This window comes from Bacillus sp. JST-5 (assembly GCF_057747715.1).
The window spans coordinates 1-15,399 of the sequence record NZ_JBYLHW010000059.1 but is presented as its reverse complement, the minus strand read 5'-3'; the positions used below and the strand labels follow the sequence as shown (position 1 = coordinate 15,399).

At 33.1% G+C, this 15,399-nt stretch carries 13 protein-coding genes and 1 pseudogene; 11 read left to right on the top strand and 3 right to left on the bottom strand.

Annotated features, from left to right (window positions below):
• Positions 1 to 451: 451 nt before the first annotated feature.
• The 7 genes and pseudogenes from AC3ASS_RS11205 to AC3ASS_RS11175 form a co-directional block, all read left to right on the top strand.
• Positions 452 to 1,126 (top strand): annotated as a pseudogene (locus AC3ASS_RS11205) (transposase); the annotation flags it as partial.
• A gap of 118 nt (positions 1,127 to 1,244) precedes the next feature.
• The gene (locus AC3ASS_RS11200; RefSeq protein WP_488283617.1) at positions 1,245 to 1,679 is read left to right on the top strand and encodes a MerR family transcriptional regulator; all 435 of its coding nucleotides are present in this window, start codon (positions 1,245 to 1,247) and stop codon (positions 1,677 to 1,679) included.
• Between the two features lie 94 nt (positions 1,680 to 1,773).
• On the top strand, positions 1,774 to 3,075 hold the full coding sequence (locus AC3ASS_RS11195; protein ID WP_488283615.1) for a hemolysin family protein: 1,302 nt from the start codon (positions 1,774 to 1,776) through the stop codon (positions 3,073 to 3,075).
• Between the two features lie 337 nt (positions 3,076 to 3,412).
• On the top strand, positions 3,413 to 4,288 hold the full coding sequence (locus AC3ASS_RS11190; RefSeq protein WP_488283614.1) for an AraC family transcriptional regulator: 876 nt from the start codon (positions 3,413 to 3,415) through the stop codon (positions 4,286 to 4,288).
• A 281-nt stretch (positions 4,289 to 4,569) separates the two neighbouring features.
• On the top strand, positions 4,570 to 5,790 hold the full coding sequence (locus AC3ASS_RS11185) for an MFS transporter (RefSeq protein WP_488283616.1): 1,221 nt from the start codon (positions 4,570 to 4,572) through the stop codon (positions 5,788 to 5,790).
• 113 nt (positions 5,791 to 5,903) lie between these two features.
• Positions 5,904 to 6,965, top strand: a complete 1,062-nt coding sequence (locus AC3ASS_RS11180; RefSeq protein WP_488283613.1) for a C45 family autoproteolytic acyltransferase/hydrolase — start codon at positions 5,904 to 5,906, stop codon at positions 6,963 to 6,965.
• Between the two features lie 135 nt (positions 6,966 to 7,100).
• Positions 7,101 to 7,259 (top strand): hypothetical protein, encoded by a 159-nt coding sequence (locus tag AC3ASS_RS11175; protein ID WP_488283612.1) that lies wholly within the window; start codon positions 7,101 to 7,103, stop codon positions 7,257 to 7,259.
• Positions 7,260 to 7,346: 87 nt separating this feature from the next.
• On the opposite strand, the gene AC3ASS_RS11170 is transcribed toward AC3ASS_RS11175, so the two are convergent.
• Complete coding sequence (locus tag AC3ASS_RS11170; RefSeq protein WP_488283611.1) at positions 7,347 to 7,883, bottom strand: CueP family metal-binding protein; 537 nt, start codon at positions 7,881 to 7,883, stop codon at positions 7,347 to 7,349.
• Between the two features lie 176 nt (positions 7,884 to 8,059).
• Between AC3ASS_RS11170 and AC3ASS_RS11165 the strand changes: the two genes are divergently transcribed.
• Positions 8,060 to 8,944: a dimethylarginine dimethylaminohydrolase family protein gene (locus AC3ASS_RS11165; protein ID WP_488283610.1), complete on the top strand. Its 885-nt coding sequence runs from the start codon at positions 8,060 to 8,062 to the stop codon at positions 8,942 to 8,944.
• A gap of 402 nt (positions 8,945 to 9,346) precedes the next feature.
• On the opposite strand, the gene AC3ASS_RS11160 is transcribed toward AC3ASS_RS11165, so the two are convergent.
• Positions 9,347 to 10,105 (bottom strand): SDR family oxidoreductase, encoded by a 759-nt coding sequence (locus tag AC3ASS_RS11160; RefSeq protein ID WP_488283609.1) that lies wholly within the window; start codon positions 10,103 to 10,105, stop codon positions 9,347 to 9,349.
• 142 nt (positions 10,106 to 10,247) lie between these two features.
• Between AC3ASS_RS11160 and AC3ASS_RS11155 the strand changes: the two genes are divergently transcribed.
• Positions 10,248 to 10,805, top strand: a complete 558-nt coding sequence (locus AC3ASS_RS11155; protein WP_488283608.1) for a TetR/AcrR family transcriptional regulator — start codon at positions 10,248 to 10,250, stop codon at positions 10,803 to 10,805.
• Between the two features lie 91 nt (positions 10,806 to 10,896).
• Entirely contained in the window at positions 10,897 to 11,205 is a 309-nt protein-coding gene (locus tag AC3ASS_RS11150) for a hypothetical protein (protein WP_488283607.1), read from the top strand.
• Positions 11,206 to 11,277: 72 nt separating this feature from the next.
• Here the strand turns inward: AC3ASS_RS11150 and AC3ASS_RS11145 are convergent, their stop codons facing one another.
• On the bottom strand, positions 11,278 to 12,135 hold the full coding sequence (locus AC3ASS_RS11145; RefSeq protein ID WP_488283606.1) for a TetR/AcrR family transcriptional regulator: 858 nt from the start codon (positions 12,133 to 12,135) through the stop codon (positions 11,278 to 11,280).
• Positions 12,136 to 12,231: 96 nt separating this feature from the next.
• Here AC3ASS_RS11145 and AC3ASS_RS11140 point away from each other — a divergent pair, with 96 nt between their 5' ends.
• Complete coding sequence (locus AC3ASS_RS11140; RefSeq protein ID WP_488283605.1) at positions 12,232 to 15,315, top strand: efflux RND transporter permease subunit; 3,084 nt, start codon at positions 12,232 to 12,234, stop codon at positions 15,313 to 15,315.
• The last annotated feature ends 84 nt before the right edge of the window (positions 15,316 to 15,399 follow it).

The following is a 15,399-nucleotide window of genomic DNA, read 5'->3' as shown; positions in this document are numbered from 1 at the left end:
AATGTAGGTTAACCTACATTCCTTCCAAAGGGAGAGTATTGGAAATATTTACACCACCACAATTGACAGAGAGCCTTAATTAAAAGAAGATGACAGGGTAATGCTATTGTATCAATTTGAGAAGGGAAAATCTAAAATTAACAGATCCATTGTAAACACTATCTTTAGAAATTAAATACTTCCTGTATTTTGCAATAGAAAAGTGCAGAAAAATGCAATTAAAAATGCAGAGGTTTGCCACCCATTTAATTCCTTTTCGACAATGCGTGGGACAGTCTATAGCTCTCGCCATGAAAAGAGATGATATGGGTGTTTATGGCAAAATAAAAATGTAACGTTTGGCAATTAATTTATGTAGGTCCTAGAGGACAAAAAAAACCACTTGCCAACATTCCCAAATACACTACCCTCCTAGTTGGGCTAACAAGTTCAACGGGAGGTATTTAAGGAGATGTTAGCAGTGGCTGAAATGAATTATATCAGACATGAGGCAAATCAAAAAGGATGTTCTTATTCAGATATTGCCAAGAGGATGAAACGTGATCCAAGAACAGTTAAGAAATATGCAGAAATGGAGGATTTTAGTGCCTCTAAGGTAAAACAAAAGAAAAAAGCTAAAGTCATGGATCCTGTTAAACCTATATTAGATAAATGGATAAAAGAGGACTTAACAAAGAAGAAAAAGTATCGAAGAACAGCAAAGAGAATGTATGAAATGTTAAAAGAACAATTTGGTTTTACAGGGTCAGATCGTTCGGTTCGGCTTTATGTATCCAAAAGGAAACAAGAACTTTTGGAAGAGAATGAATCAGCAGCGTTGCCTTTAGAGGCCAAACCCGCAACGGCTCAAGTAGATTTTGGTGAAGCACCTTTTATCTATAAGGGTGAACATATTAATCTCCCTTTCCTAGTTCTTTCATTTCCAAATAGTAATGCAGCATATGTTCAAGTCATGCCATCTCAAAACAGAGAATGTTTCCTGGAAGGATTAAAAAGGATGTTCCATTACATGGGTAGAGTTCCAAGGACCATCCGTTTCGATAATCTATCACCAGCGGTGAAAAAAATATTGCCAAACGGAGAAAGAGAGCTTACAGAGGAGTTTCAGCGTTTCGTATTGCATTATCGTTTGCATATAGGAATTTATTCATGAACAAGTGCTTCTCTTTATTTGTAACAAAGAGTATGACAATTAAAATCAATTGATTAAATTAGGACAAATAAAATATAATAATCGTATAACCATCACGTTATGGTTTGGAGGTGCTTTTTTTGGGGCAGAAAAACTTAAAATTGGAGAATTAGCAGAAAAGGCGAATGTTACAAAAAGAACGATTGATTACTATACGAATATTGGATTATTAAAAGCGGAACGTTCTGCTTCGAATTATCGCTATTACGATGTTTCATCCGTAGAACGAATTGCGTTGATTGAGCAAAGGAAAAAAGAAGGGAAATCTTTAGAGGAAATTAAAAAAGAGATTATTAACAAATACTCTGAAGAAGTTGATGTACAAGAACTTAGATTAAAGATTAGAGGTTTAGAAAAAGAAGTGACAGAGATATTAGAAAAATTAGAACAAACGAATCAAATGAAATATCACGAAATCAAAAATAAAATTTCAAAGGAAAGTTTATCATTAATCCAGACATTATTATTATTACTAAATTTAAAATAAATTTTGTTTCTCATTCTGAAGATAGTAAAAACGAGGAAGATTAAATTATTTTTTATAGGGAGGTGTAGGTCTTACTCTTAAGTAAGACTTTCCGTTGACAACAGTGTATATCCTATTAATCATTATATTAATTGCATTAACAGCATTTTTCGTAGCAACTGAATTTGCGATGGTAAAGGTAAGGCCGTCAAGAATTGACCAACTTATATTAGAGGGTAAAAAAGGAGCGGTTTCTGCGAAAAAGGTAGTCACTCATTTAGACGAGTATTTATCTGCTTGTCAACTTGGTATTACTATAACAGCGTTGGGATTAGGATGGATTGGAGATCCAACTGTAGAAAAATTACTGCATCCAGTCTTTGAACGTTATCATTTAAGTGAGTCACTATCACATCTTCTGTCTTTTGGTATTGCGTTTGCAATAGTGACATTTTTGCATGTGGTCATAGGGGAACTTGCTCCGAAAACAGTAGCCATTCAAAAAGCTGAAACCATTACCTTATTATTTGCTCCTCCAATTATATGGTTTTATAAATTGATGTATCCATTCATTTGGTTATTAAATGGCTCTGCCCGTGTTGTTGTAGGAATTTTTGGTATGAAGCCTGCCTCTGAACATGAGGTTGCTCATTCAGAAGAAGAACTAAGAATATTACTATCGGAAAGCTATAAAAAAGGGGAAATCAATAAATCAGAACTAAAATATGTTAATAATATTTTTGAATTCGATGAACGAATTGCAAAAGAAATTATGGTTCCCCGAACAGAAATGGTCACTTTTTCTATCCAAGACTCATTGGAAGAAATTATGGAAATTATAAAAACTGAGCATTTCACTAGATATCCAGTCATTGATGGAGATAAAGACAATGTAATAGGATTTATTAATGTCAAAGAGTTCCTAACGGCTAATCTTCAGGAACAAATTAATAAAAATGGTTTTCAGATTAAAAACTTTATTAATCCAATTATCCATGTCATTGAAACGATTCCTATTAGCGAACTCTTAATAAAAATGCAAAAAGAACGTACCCATATCGCCATATTAGTGGATGAATATGGAGGAACATCAGGATTAGTAACGATTGAAGATATTATAGAAGAAATCGTTGGAGAAATTCGCGATGAATTTGATGAAGATGAAATCCCTGATATTCGCCAATTAAATGAAAATCACTTTATTATTAGTTCAAAATTGTTATTAGAAGATGTTAATAATCTTTTAGGAATTCATCTTGACCACGAAGATTTAGATACGATAGGTGGATGGTTTTTATCCCAAAACATCAATGCTCAATTAGGATCAGAGATAGAATTTGAAAACTATCTATTTAAAGTCCATGAAATTGAAGGACATCACATCACTTATTTAGAAGTAAAGAAAATTGAATCTTAATGTACAACAAAGGCACAAAATTACAAACATCTACAAGAGTTTTGTGCCTTTTTACTATTAATAGGAGATATTATTATCCTAGACGAAAGAATTTAATATAAAAGAAGTTTTTGGGATAGATCTTAACATTACCGGTCTCTTAGCCTAAGGTATCATTTGAAAAGCGGAGACTTAAAAATTTTGACTAGATAGGCAATGTCTATTCATTCCTTTAATTAAAATGAATGAATCATTTTATTTTCATGTTTTTGATAACCATCCTACAAAAAGCGTTTCATTTTTATCGGGTATTCATTTTTACGTGCCATTACAATAATTGTGGAAGGAGGGAATAGAAATGCTAAAAAGTTTGAACGAGGCGATCGACTATATTGAAACCCATTTAAATGATGAAATTGATTATACGGAAGTGGAAAAAATAACAGGAACTTCCATCTACCATTTCCGTAGGATGTTTTCTTACCTTTCTGGTATGTCATTAGGTGAGTATATTCGTAATAGAAAATTATCAAATGCTACCTTTGATTTATTACAAGGAATGAGTGTGACAGTGGCCGCATTTAAGTACGGGTACGATTCTGTGGATGGCTTTTCTCGTGCATTTAAAGAATGGTCTGGAATTAGTCCTTCAGAGGTCAAAAAGAGCGCTAAACTTAAAGCATTTCCTAAACTCTCCTTCAAATTAATCATGAGTGGAGGAATGAATATGGACTATAGAATTGAGAAGAAACAAGCTTTTAAAATCGTTGGAGTAAAAAAACGAGTCCCTATCCAATTTGAAGGAGAAAATCAAGAAATTATTAAACTAGCCAAAAGCATTACTCCGAAACAGAGAGAAAAATTGCATCATTTAGCAAATATAGAACCTTTTCGAGTAGTGAATGCATCCTTTAATTTTGATGATGGACGTATGGAAGAAAGAGGTTATTTGGATCATATGATTGGTGTACTTACTACGAAGGACATTGTAGATGATGAATTTGATGTAGTAGAAGTACCGGAACAAACATGGGCAATCTTTTCATCAAAAGGTGAATTCCCAAAAGCTCTACAAGAAACGTGGGGAAAAATTTTTTCAGAGTGGCTCCCTTCGTCTGATTATGAATTAATAAATGCACCGGAAATATCATTTACAGGTGACATGTCTGATAAAAATAACGTTTATAGTGAAATTTGGATTGCTGTAAAAAGAAAAATGGAACAAGTATATTGAAAGATCCAATAGTTTATAAAACTAATAAAAGCTTATGGAGCGGAAAAAAACCTATAAGTGTGACAGTTCATATTGGGAACTGTCTTTTTTCATTTAAATCAGCTATTTTTATTTTAAAACCTTATATATAATTATTTTGTGTAGTTATGAATAAAAAACATATTGCGTGGTGGTATCAATGTCTAAATAAAGATTAGAATCATTATTTGAAGGAAATTATTGATAGAAAATATGAAATTATTGGCTTTTTAAAAAATAATAGGAGAAAAGAGATGAGATTGATGAATACGGGATATGAAAATTGGAAAAGGAATATTATTATATTTTTGGGAAGCCAGACGATATCACTTTTTGGGTCATCGCTCGTCCAATACGCGATCATGTGGTATATCACGTTGGAGACTGAGTCTGGATTCATGATGACCCTATTTATTATTTGCGGATTTATTCCTACATTCTTTTTGTCACCAGTAGCTGGCGTTTGGGCAGACCGATATAACCGTAAAATGCTTATCATTTTATCGGATACTTTAATTGCCGTTGCCACGCTTATATTAGCGGTTTTATTCTTAATGGGGTATGAATCAATATGGTTCTTATTAGTTATGGCTTCCATTCGTGCATTTGGTACAGGAATTCAAACTCCGGCAGTAGGAGCCATTTTGCCTCAAATTGTTCCAAAAGAAAATTTAACAAAAGTTAACGGAATAAACGGAAGTATTCAAGCAATCATCATGTTTGTTTCACCAATTGTCAGCGCGGCATTATTATCATACGCTACCTTAGAATCGATATTTTTTATCGATGTCGTAACAGCAGCTATTGCAGTTTTCATATTACTAGTTTTTTTAAACATTTCCGTACATCAAAAAGCGGCAGAGAAACAATCGATGAGTTATTTTAGCGATTTTAAACAAGGTTTGCAATATGTGAAACATCATCCATTTTTAAAGAGATTTTTTTTATATTTTGCAGTTTTCTTCGTTTTAATGGCACCGGCAGCATTCTTAACACCACTTCAAGTTACAAGAAGTTTTGGAGATGACGTATGGAGATTAACAGCTATTGAAATTGCCTTTTCTATTGGAATGATTTCTGGAGGAGCGATTATTGCTTCTTGGGGCGGTTTTCAAAACAGAGTGAAAACAATGGCGTTGGCAAGTGTCATCATGGGAGTATGTACGTTTGCACTCGGTATTCCAATGAACTTTTTTATTTATTTAACCTTTATGGGAATATTCGGAGTGGCGATGCCAATTTTTAATACACCAACAACCGTACTATTACAGGAGAAAATAGAAGAAAATTATTTAGGGCGAGTATTCGGTGTAATGGGAATGATTTCGACTTCAATGATGCCTATTGGGATGCTTATTTTTGGACCAATCTCAGATATGATAAAAATAGAATGGCTCTTATTAGGAACAGGAGCCTTCACGATTCTTCTTTCTATTTTATTAGGTAAAGACAAGGTATTATTACATGCAGGAAAAGCAACATAGGCAACGGCGATTAAGAGATTTCTTGAACTAATTTAGATTTTTCTTGAACTGTTACCTTTTTTTCTCGGACCATCTTTTCTTATTTCAAACTTAAAACATCCGGAGGACAATTGATGAAAAAAATCTATACAGATGTCATTCAATTTCGAGGGTCCCATTATGATTTTGGTGTGATGCAAGGGGAATTAATGAAGGATTCTATTATTGTAAAAAATCGTGAGAGGCAGTGGAAGGTGAGAAAACCACTGTTTAAAATAGATATTTTAGAAACAGAACAAGTTTTCAAAAGGTTTGCACCGCTCATTTGGGAGGAATTTGTAGGACTACAGGATTCCTTGAAATGGACAATGGAAAAAGTGTTAATGGAATTTGGTGGGTATCGGCTAAATATTCGTCCATCCGGCTGTTCCATCTATGTAGGAAAGAATTTTATGATCCGAAATTATGATTATCACCCGAAAACATACGATGGTCGTTACGTCATTTTCAAACCAACGGATGGTGGCTTTGCTACGATAGGAGTAAGCCAAAGAATCACGGGAAGAAGCGACGGAATGAATGAAAAAGGATTATCTATGGGATATACCTTTATGAATCGAAAACGGCCGGGCGATGGGTTCATTTGTCATATGATTGGAAGACTAATTCTTGAACTTTGTCCAAATGTCGGAGATGGTGTATCTTTACTGAAAGAAATTCCACACCGGGGATCATTTAGTTATGTGTTATTCGATCCAACTTGTGAAATTCCAACGATAGTAGAAACGTCACCAAGGAGAGTAGAAATAAGGAAGGGGTACACTTGTACTAATCATTTTGAAATAATGACAGAAGAAAATCGATTTCAGCTAGATGATTCGAAAAAAAGACTAGATGTAATGGAGCAACATCGTTCTAAAATCACAAATGAAATGGAAGCATTTCATTTACTAAATGATACGGATAAGGGGATATTTTCAAAACTGTATAAAGATTGGGCTGGAACGATTCATACATCCGCTTACTTTCCGAAAAAAATGGAAGCATGGATGGCACTGGGAGGAGATCAAACACCAACAAAGTTTGATTTTTCAAAGTGGTTGAATGGTGAGGACTTTAATGAAAACCGGATTTTTGGAGAGGTAGATACGGATATTCCATTTGTACATATGGAAAAAGCCGATTGGTATAAATAAAATAGAAGTTTATCAATGAATGATAGCGGGTATATATAACTATAATATTCCTATTTAATAATGATTCAAACAGGAGAAAAGTACTAGTTTGGATGGTCGGTATCATATGAAAAAATATGATTAGGAGACATTTGTATGGTTCCTATTGAAGAACAAAATATATTTAAAAATGAAATCCATCAATTGTTAATAGATTATTTTAGATGTAGTGACGAGCATCTTAGATGTCTCATTTATGAAGATATATTATTATTAATTCATGTAATCAATGATGACATTCTCAACTTTCACTAATACATGAAATTTAGGAACTAAAAAAGCGAATAGTTTAAAAATAAAAGCCACCGACCTTAGAAAAGGTTTGTGGCAATTTTATTGGATTTACATCAACTTCATCGTTGTAATACAAGTCCCGTCGTCTTTGAATGTTGAAATTTCTGTCTGAGCGGTTTTACCATTATGTTTAATCGTGACAGAAAATGTTTCATTTCTAGGTAACCATAAATCAATAAAGCCATTGGAATAAGATGTTATCTTTTTATCAACAACAACATTACCATTAGTGTCTTCGATATAAACGTCGAATTCCTCATTCACTAATTCTCCTTGACAACCCGTTAAGCTATGGTTTTCACAAGGGTGAGTTTTTTGAATAAAAGGGGCAATAGAAACAAAAAACTCATCTTCCGGCAAGTCATAAACAACTTCCCTTCCATCTTTTTCAGTGATAATGAGTTCTTGTGAAGTAATAGATGCTGTTTGATCACCATTAAATTTTCTTTCACTATATTTTTGTACTAATTCTTTTACATTTTCATTTTCATTATTGGATAGATGATCTTTATTGGATGTGTTATTATTGCAAGCAACTAAAAAAATTGATACTAGGATTGAAATAATCATAAATGTTTGTTTCATTGTCAGTCTCCCTCCTACAAGGCCTTTCCCCGAGATTATAACATGAATGATTATATTTTTTGGTCCTTTTCTAAAACAGACATAAATTCTTCAATTTTCTTTAATAACAGCCTAACAAATGAAAACATAATCCTTTCCTTTGTTGTAGATACTACCATTAGTTAGGAGGGAAAGAAATGGAACAAAATCAACATAATGAGCCTCATCGTATTCATTGTTATACGGAGTACGACGTGTTAAAAAAAGTGATACTATGTCAGCCTCAATATATGACCATCCGCGACGTTATTAATGAAGTACAGAAGCATTTCAAAGAAGAAGGAATAGATGTTGAAAAGGCTATACAGCAACATAATGAATTTGTTGAAACTCTTCGAAAGTTTGATATTGAAGTTTTCTTACTACCTTATCATAGAAAATTTCCAGAACAAGTATTTACAAGAGATATTGGCTTTACACTAGGAGAAACAATATTTGTTGCAGATATGGCAAATAGTATTAGAAGTGGTGAAGAAGATATTTTAAAACAGTGGTTGGAAGATGAAAACATTTCATACTACAATATCATGGGACTTCAAATTGAGGGTGGAGATGTTATTATCGATCGTGATACGATTTTTATCGGGCTAAGCAACCGAACGAAGAAAGATGCGATTGATCATTTAAGTGATTTATTAAATAAGCAGTTTAAAATTATTCCCATCGATTTTCCAAAAAAATATTTACATTTAGATTGTGTGTTTAATATTGTTTCCCCTGAAACGGCTATTATTTACCCAGAAGCTTTAACAGAAGAATATATTAAGATGTTAAGCAAAAGATACGAACTTATTGAAGTTACAGAAGAAGAACAATTTACTCTTGGGACAAATGTTTTATCCATTGGCAATAAAAAAATATTAAGTTTGCCTGTAAATAAAGGTGTGAATAAGCAGCTTCGTCAACGTGGTTTTGATGTCATTGAAATAGATATTTCTGAAATCATAAAGTCAGGCGGTTCTTTTCGCTGTTGTACACTTCCTATAGAAAGAGAAAGTAGTGAACAAATTTTAGATAGATAAATAAACAGTGACGTAAATGGTCACTGTTTACAATATCATGATAAATAATTAACTCTTGTCATTAATTTCCTTCAATTTCTTAAAGATTGCTTTGTTTTGTTCAGTTAAGATCTTGGTGTAATTTCTTATTTCCATCATTAACTTAATTATAAATATTAATAGAATTAAAGGAATGAGCGTTAATATAATTAAGAAATCGTCCATTTTTATCCTCCGAAATATGGATTTATAAAAGGGGGAACTGAATTTTTTCATCCTGTATAACCAAATTATACCATAAGTATATCTTGAAAGGTTCATATTTTTTTGTATATTTTGGAATGAAAAAGTTACTGAAAAAAATTGAAAACGGAGGAGGAAACAAAAAAATGACCTGCTAATAAGCAGGTTTTCATATAAAATCTAGTAAGCTGTCCATCCACCATCGACAGCGATGATTTGTCCATTTACAAAACTAGATTCGTCTGATCCTAAAAATACAGCGAGTGTCGCAACTTCTTCCGGTTGGCCGATCCGAGGATTAATAGCCATTCCGAGTTGCTGACGTTTAAAACCAAACTCGCTTATATTAGTCATAGAAGCACCTATGTTTGTTGCAATCCCACCAGGAGCAATTCCATTACAACGAATATTACTATTGGCATACATAAAAGCTGTATTTTTTGTTAATCCAACGACTGCATGTTTGGAAGCGGTATAGGCTGCTCCAGCTCTAGCCCCGTACAAACCACCAGCAGATATGTTGTTGACAATCGTACCGTGTCCTTGTTTTAAAAATAATTCAATAGCTAAACGCATAGATTTCATAACAGCTGTTGTATTTACGGCAAATACTTTTTCCCAACGTTCGTTCGATACTTCACCTACAGGTTCCATTCCATCCATAATACCGGCATTATTGACTAGTATATCTAATTTTCCATATGTCTTTATTGTTTCATCAAATAAACGCTTTAAGTCTTCTTCAGAAGCAACGTTTGTCTGAATGGCAAACGCTTCTTGTCCATTTGCTTTAATTGCTTCAGCTACTGCAGTTGCTCCCTCAAGATTTAAATCTGAAACTACAACCTTTGCACCCTCGCTAGCATAAGCTTCAGCAATTGCTTTTCCCATGCCGGATGCAGCACCTGTTACAATAGCTACTTTATCTTTTAATCTCATGGGATTACCCCCTTCCATTTATTGAACAACTGTTCAATAAAAATTATAATAAAAATAGACAAATCTTTACAATAATCAAAATAATATAAAATGTTCAATATTGAACAATATTAAAATAAAGTGTACAAAAAAGGTGAAAAAAATGCCTCGAACTGACCTTCGAGTAATAAAAACAAAAGAAGCATTACACAATTCTCTTCTTGAACTAATTAAAGATAAACCTTTAGATACGATTTCGGTTTCAGAACTTTGCAGAAAAGCTAAGGTAAATAGAGGAACTTTTTATTTTCATTATGATAAGGTAGAAGATGTATTTGAAGAATATTTTAAAGAAATTATGAGTGATTTTGCGAATTCATATTTTGAACCATATAGAAAGGCTTCTATGATAAAAATTAGTGAGTTAAATCCAAAGACGATCCGTATTTTCCATCATATTGAAAAATACAAAAGCTTTTATCGAATTGTTTTTTCAAGAAATGCCCCTCTTACATATTACTATTTGCTATTTGAGGAAATCAGTAAACTGTTAAGAAATGATATTCAACATGTAAAAAACATCGATGAAGATATATTAATGGCTTATCAAACCAATGCTATTTTAGGAATGATTATTGCTTGGTTTAAAGGGGATTTTCAATATGATCCAAACTATATGAATCAACAGTTAGTCAAAATACTGAATTTGGAAAGAAACTAGGTTCTATCATTAGATGCTATATTTAACACTTTTGAATAATGATACAGTTTTGGGTAAACTATGAAAAATGATGGTTGGTAGGAGGAAAAGGATGCCTAAAAAGGGTGAATCTAATAAAAAAGAGGTTGAAGAGAATCTTGAACGTAACGAAGATGAAATAATGAAGTTAAATCGGATGCTAGGAGCGGTGTTGGAATATATTTCTGATGAAAATGTTGAAGTCATAGATTTCGAATACTTATTGAATCATACGGATGGATTAAGAGAGTGGTGGAGTCAATATCTAGAAAAAAATCGAGAAAAAATTGTAAAAGAGATTAAAGAGACGCTGGATAAACTTTCTCTTGATGAATTGCAACAAATTCGAGAACAAATTAACGAAAATGTGAAGAAAGGGTGAACAATCTCACCCTTTTTTTATTTTTCTCTAAAAAAATACTTTAAACTTGGAACTTTTAAAGGAATGAATCGTCTAATATATTTGTGAATCCTTGTGATTAGTTAAGTATTTTTGTTTAACTAAGTAGATGAGCCATTGACAATGTTCATTATGTTCAAGGTTTTTTAATAAGCCTAATACAATGGCTAGTTTTATTGGATTAGTAAAAAGGTAATCTTTTAAAAGACATAGTGATTCTTTTTCTAAGGGGGTATCTACATAATCAATCAGTTTATTAATTTCTGTTAATATTTGTTCATTCGTTATTTCAAAATGAAACGGTTTCTGAATTATGTTATAAAGGCTTTCGTTGATAACTGTAATTTTTGCATGATGGGCAAGCAAATTTGTTTTTTCGACTAATGAATGGGCAAGATGCTCAATGTCTATTCTAATTCTATTTGAAAAAACGATTTGTAAATAGGCATTAATGAATCCTTTTATAAGGATGAGTAAATCATACTTTGATGATTTAATATTTGATCCATATATTTCGTCAAGTAAGCTTATTATTGTTTTATTCGTTAAATGGTCATAGTAATAAATTTTTTCTAATAAGGACTCATTAATAAGACTATGTTGTTCGCTAATAAATACTTTTGCGAAATCAGTATATCTAGTAAGCAATTGAAACATAGTAAAATAAAAATTATATAGTTTTACTTGCGGGTTTTCATTGTCTCTGACTACACGGTCAATTTCCGCGGTTATTTGCTGCATAAAGTAGTCAATGATTGAGTCTATTAGATCGTCCTTTGATTTAAAAGATAAGTAAAAGGCTCCTTTTGATATTCCGCATTGTTCCGTAATTTGTTGGATAGAGGTGGCTTCAATTCCTTTTGTAGCAAATAACTCAATGGCTTTTTCAATAATAAGTTGTTTTTTTGACATTTTTCGAAACTCCTTATGTATGAGTTGACAACTGACCAATTAGTCATTAGTATAAAGGAATGGCGATTGTTTAGTCAAGAAAGGGTAGGTGGAAGCGTGAAAGCAATTGTTAATTTTGTACAGAGAAATAAGCTAGCCGTTTGGTTGCTTACTATAATTGTAACATTGTCTGGTTTATACTCTGGGTCAAGAATGAAGATGGAGACGATTCCAGATATCAATATTCCTTACTTAATGGTTATGACTGTTTATCCAGGAGCTACTCCTGAGCAAGTCATGGAGGATGTGTCTATCCCTCTAGAAAAGTCGTTAGAAAACTTAGAGGGAGTTAAAGCTATCTATTCCAATTCATACTCTAGTATGTCAGCGATCCAAGTAGAGTATGATTATGGGAAAAATATGGATGATGCAAAACGCGAGGTTAAAGATGTATTAGATTCTATTGAATTACCTGATACAGCTCAAGAACCGATACTTACTCGCTTAAGCATGAATATGATGCCGGTATTGGTTCTAAGTGCAAGTAGTGAAAAAGAAGATATTGTCGATCTTACCTCTACTGTAGAGGATATACTAGTGCCAAAAATCGAAGGTATTGATGGTGTTGCGTCTGTTACCATTACTGGGCAACATATTGAAGAGGTAGAGCTAACTTATGACGAACAAAAAATGGCTCAACTAGGTATTACAGAAGAAGATGTATCGAATATGATCAAAGCTAGCGATATGAGTGTATCGTTAGGATTATTTGAGTTTGAAGAAGCAGAACAAGCAGTGTCCATTGATGGTAAATTTATGACTGCTGATGAATTAAAAAACATGCTTATTCCAGTAAAACCAACACCTGAAAATCCTGTTCCGTTTGTGAAATTGGGGGATATTGCCAAAATTGAGGTAGTCGGTAAAGTACAATCAGTTTCCCGTACAAATGGGGAAGATGCCATTGCTATTCAAATCGTTAAAGCCCAAGATGCGAATACAGTAAAAGTAGTCAACGACGTAAAAAAATTAGTGAAAGAGTATCAAGATAAAATCGATGGTCTAGTCATTGATTACTCACTCGACCAAGGTGAACCGATTGAAGAATCTGTAAACACAATGCTAAGTAAAGCGATATTTGGTGGCGGAATAGCTGTTCTTATTATCTTAATGTTCTTAAGAGATATTAAATCTACGATTATCTCAATAATTTCTATTCCAGTTTCCATTTTAATGGCACTACTCATTTTAAATTGGATGGATATTACTTTAAATATTATGACATTAGGTGCTGTTACCGTTGCGATTGGTCGTGTTATCGATGACTCCATAGTAGTTGTTGAAAATATTTATCGACGTCTTCATTTGAAGGACGAGACGCTTCAAGGTAGAGCTCTTATTCGTTCAGCAACGATTGAAATGTTTAAACCTATTCTTGCTTCTACATTAGTAACAGTAGCTGTTTTTGCTCCGCTTGTTTTTGTTGGAGGAATGGTAGGGGAATTGTTTGCACCGTTTGCTTTAACTATGGCGTTTTCTCTAGGTGCATCATTGCTAGTAGCGATTACAATTGTCCCTGCATTATCTCATACATTGTTTAAGAAAAAGTTATACAGTGCAAAAGAGGAAAAAGTTCATAAAGAAATAGGAGCATTAGCAAAATACTATAAACGATTCTTAAATTGGACGTTAAATCATAAAATCATTACTTCGCTCGTTTCGGTTCTATTGTTAGTGGGAAGTTTAATGCTTACTCCAATCATTGGTTTTAGTTTCTTAGGCAGTGAAGAAGAGAAAGTCATGTATTTAACATATACCCCTGAACCAGGAGAGCTAGAAGAATCAATCCTGAAAAATGTTAGTGAAATTGAAGATAAAATGTTGAAACGTGATGATGTTGAAATCGTCCAAATATCCGTAAATAATTCAGCGGATCCTATGTCAGCGATGATGGGCGGTGGATCTAAAGGTGCTTTAATGTATATCATTTTTGATCCAGATACGAAAAACTTCCCTAAAGTTAAAGATGAAATACTTAACTATGTTAAAAATGTAGATCATGCTGGTGAATGGAAAAGCCAAGACTTTACAGCAGGTTCAATATCTGGAAATGAATTAAGTTATACAGTTTATAGTGAAAATCTAGATAATTTAAATAAAGCTGTCAGTGACATTGAAAAAATCATGCAAGATAGCAAATATTTAAAAGATGTTTCATCTAGTTTAGAAGAAAACTACGATGAATTTATCCTTCATGTTGAACAAGAAACGTTATTGCAACATGGTTTAACAACAGGACAAATTGTGATGATGTTAAATCCAAATCGTACAACAGAGGTATTAACAACAGTTCAAAAAGATGGAAAAGATTTAGATGTTATTATTAAAAGAGATGTTAAACTTCCAACATCTATTGATGATCTTTTAAACCAACAAGTTCCTTCTGCAACTGGGACACCAGTAAAAATTTCTGATATTGTTGACGTTGAAAAAGGCTCCGTATCTAATACATTATCACGTAGTAAAGGACAATATTATGCGACTGTGTCAGGTACGATTACAAGCAAAGATATTACGAAAGCTTCAACAGAAATTGATGAAAAATTAGAGGATCTTAAATTACCTAAAGGAGTAGAAATTGGGGTAGACGGAGTTACCGCTGATATGCAAGAAACGTTTACACAATTAGGAGTGGCAATGTTAGCGGCTATATTAATTGTCTACTTCATTCTAGTCGTCACATATGGAGAAGGGTTAGCGCCATTTGCCATATTATTCTCTTTACCATTTGCCGTAATTGGTTCATTTGTTGGCTTGTTAATAGCTGGAGAAACCATTTCTGTAACGGTTATGATGGGATTACTCATGTTAATCGGTATTGTTGTAACGAATGCGATAGTATTAGTGGACCGTATTATTCATAAAGAGCGCGAAGGTATGGATATGCGCGAAGCAATTTTAGAGGCTGGTGCAACACGTCTTCGTCCAATTCTAATGACGGCTATTGCAACTATCGGTGCTTTAATACCATTAGCAGTTGGTTCTGAAGGTGGCGGAGGATTAATCTCCAAAGGATTAGGTATTACTGTTATCGGAGGTTTAACTAGTTCAACACTTCTAACACTAATTATCGTACCGATCGTTTATGAATTATTATCTAAACTGTTTAAGAAAAATCGAAAAGAAATAGAAGAAAATTAATGAAAAAGGGCTTGTCTAAAAAGTCCATAAAAACAGAGCGAATGGAGAAAACAATGAGTTTTTCCATTCGCTCTGTTTCCTTAT

Coding starts and splice junctions, on each gene's coding strand:
- AC3ASS_RS11190 (WP_488283614.1), top strand. CDS start 3,413: ATGCTAAAAAGTTTGAACGAGGCGATCGACTATATTGAAACCCATTTA.
- AC3ASS_RS11185 (WP_488283616.1), top strand. CDS start 4,570: ATGAATACGGGATATGAAAATTGGAAAAGGAATATTATTATATTTTTG.
- AC3ASS_RS11180 (WP_488283613.1), top strand. CDS start 5,904: ATGAAAAAAATCTATACAGATGTCATTCAATTTCGAGGGTCCCATTAT.
- AC3ASS_RS11175 (WP_488283612.1), top strand. CDS start 7,101: ATGGTTCCTATTGAAGAACAAAATATATTTAAAAATGAAATCCATCAA.
- AC3ASS_RS11170 (WP_488283611.1), bottom strand. CDS start 7,883: ATGAAACAAACATTTATGATTATTTCAATCCTAGTATCAATTTTTTTA.
- AC3ASS_RS11165 (WP_488283610.1), top strand. CDS start 8,060: ATGGAACAAAATCAACATAATGAGCCTCATCGTATTCATTGTTATACG.
- AC3ASS_RS11160 (WP_488283609.1), bottom strand. CDS start 10,105: ATGAGATTAAAAGATAAAGTAGCTATTGTAACAGGTGCTGCATCCGGC.
- AC3ASS_RS11155 (WP_488283608.1), top strand. CDS start 10,248: ATGCCTCGAACTGACCTTCGAGTAATAAAAACAAAAGAAGCATTACAC.
- AC3ASS_RS11150 (WP_488283607.1), top strand. CDS start 10,897: ATGCCTAAAAAGGGTGAATCTAATAAAAAAGAGGTTGAAGAGAATCTT.
- AC3ASS_RS11145 (WP_488283606.1), bottom strand. CDS start 12,135: ATGTCAAAAAAACAACTTATTATTGAAAAAGCCATTGAGTTATTTGCT.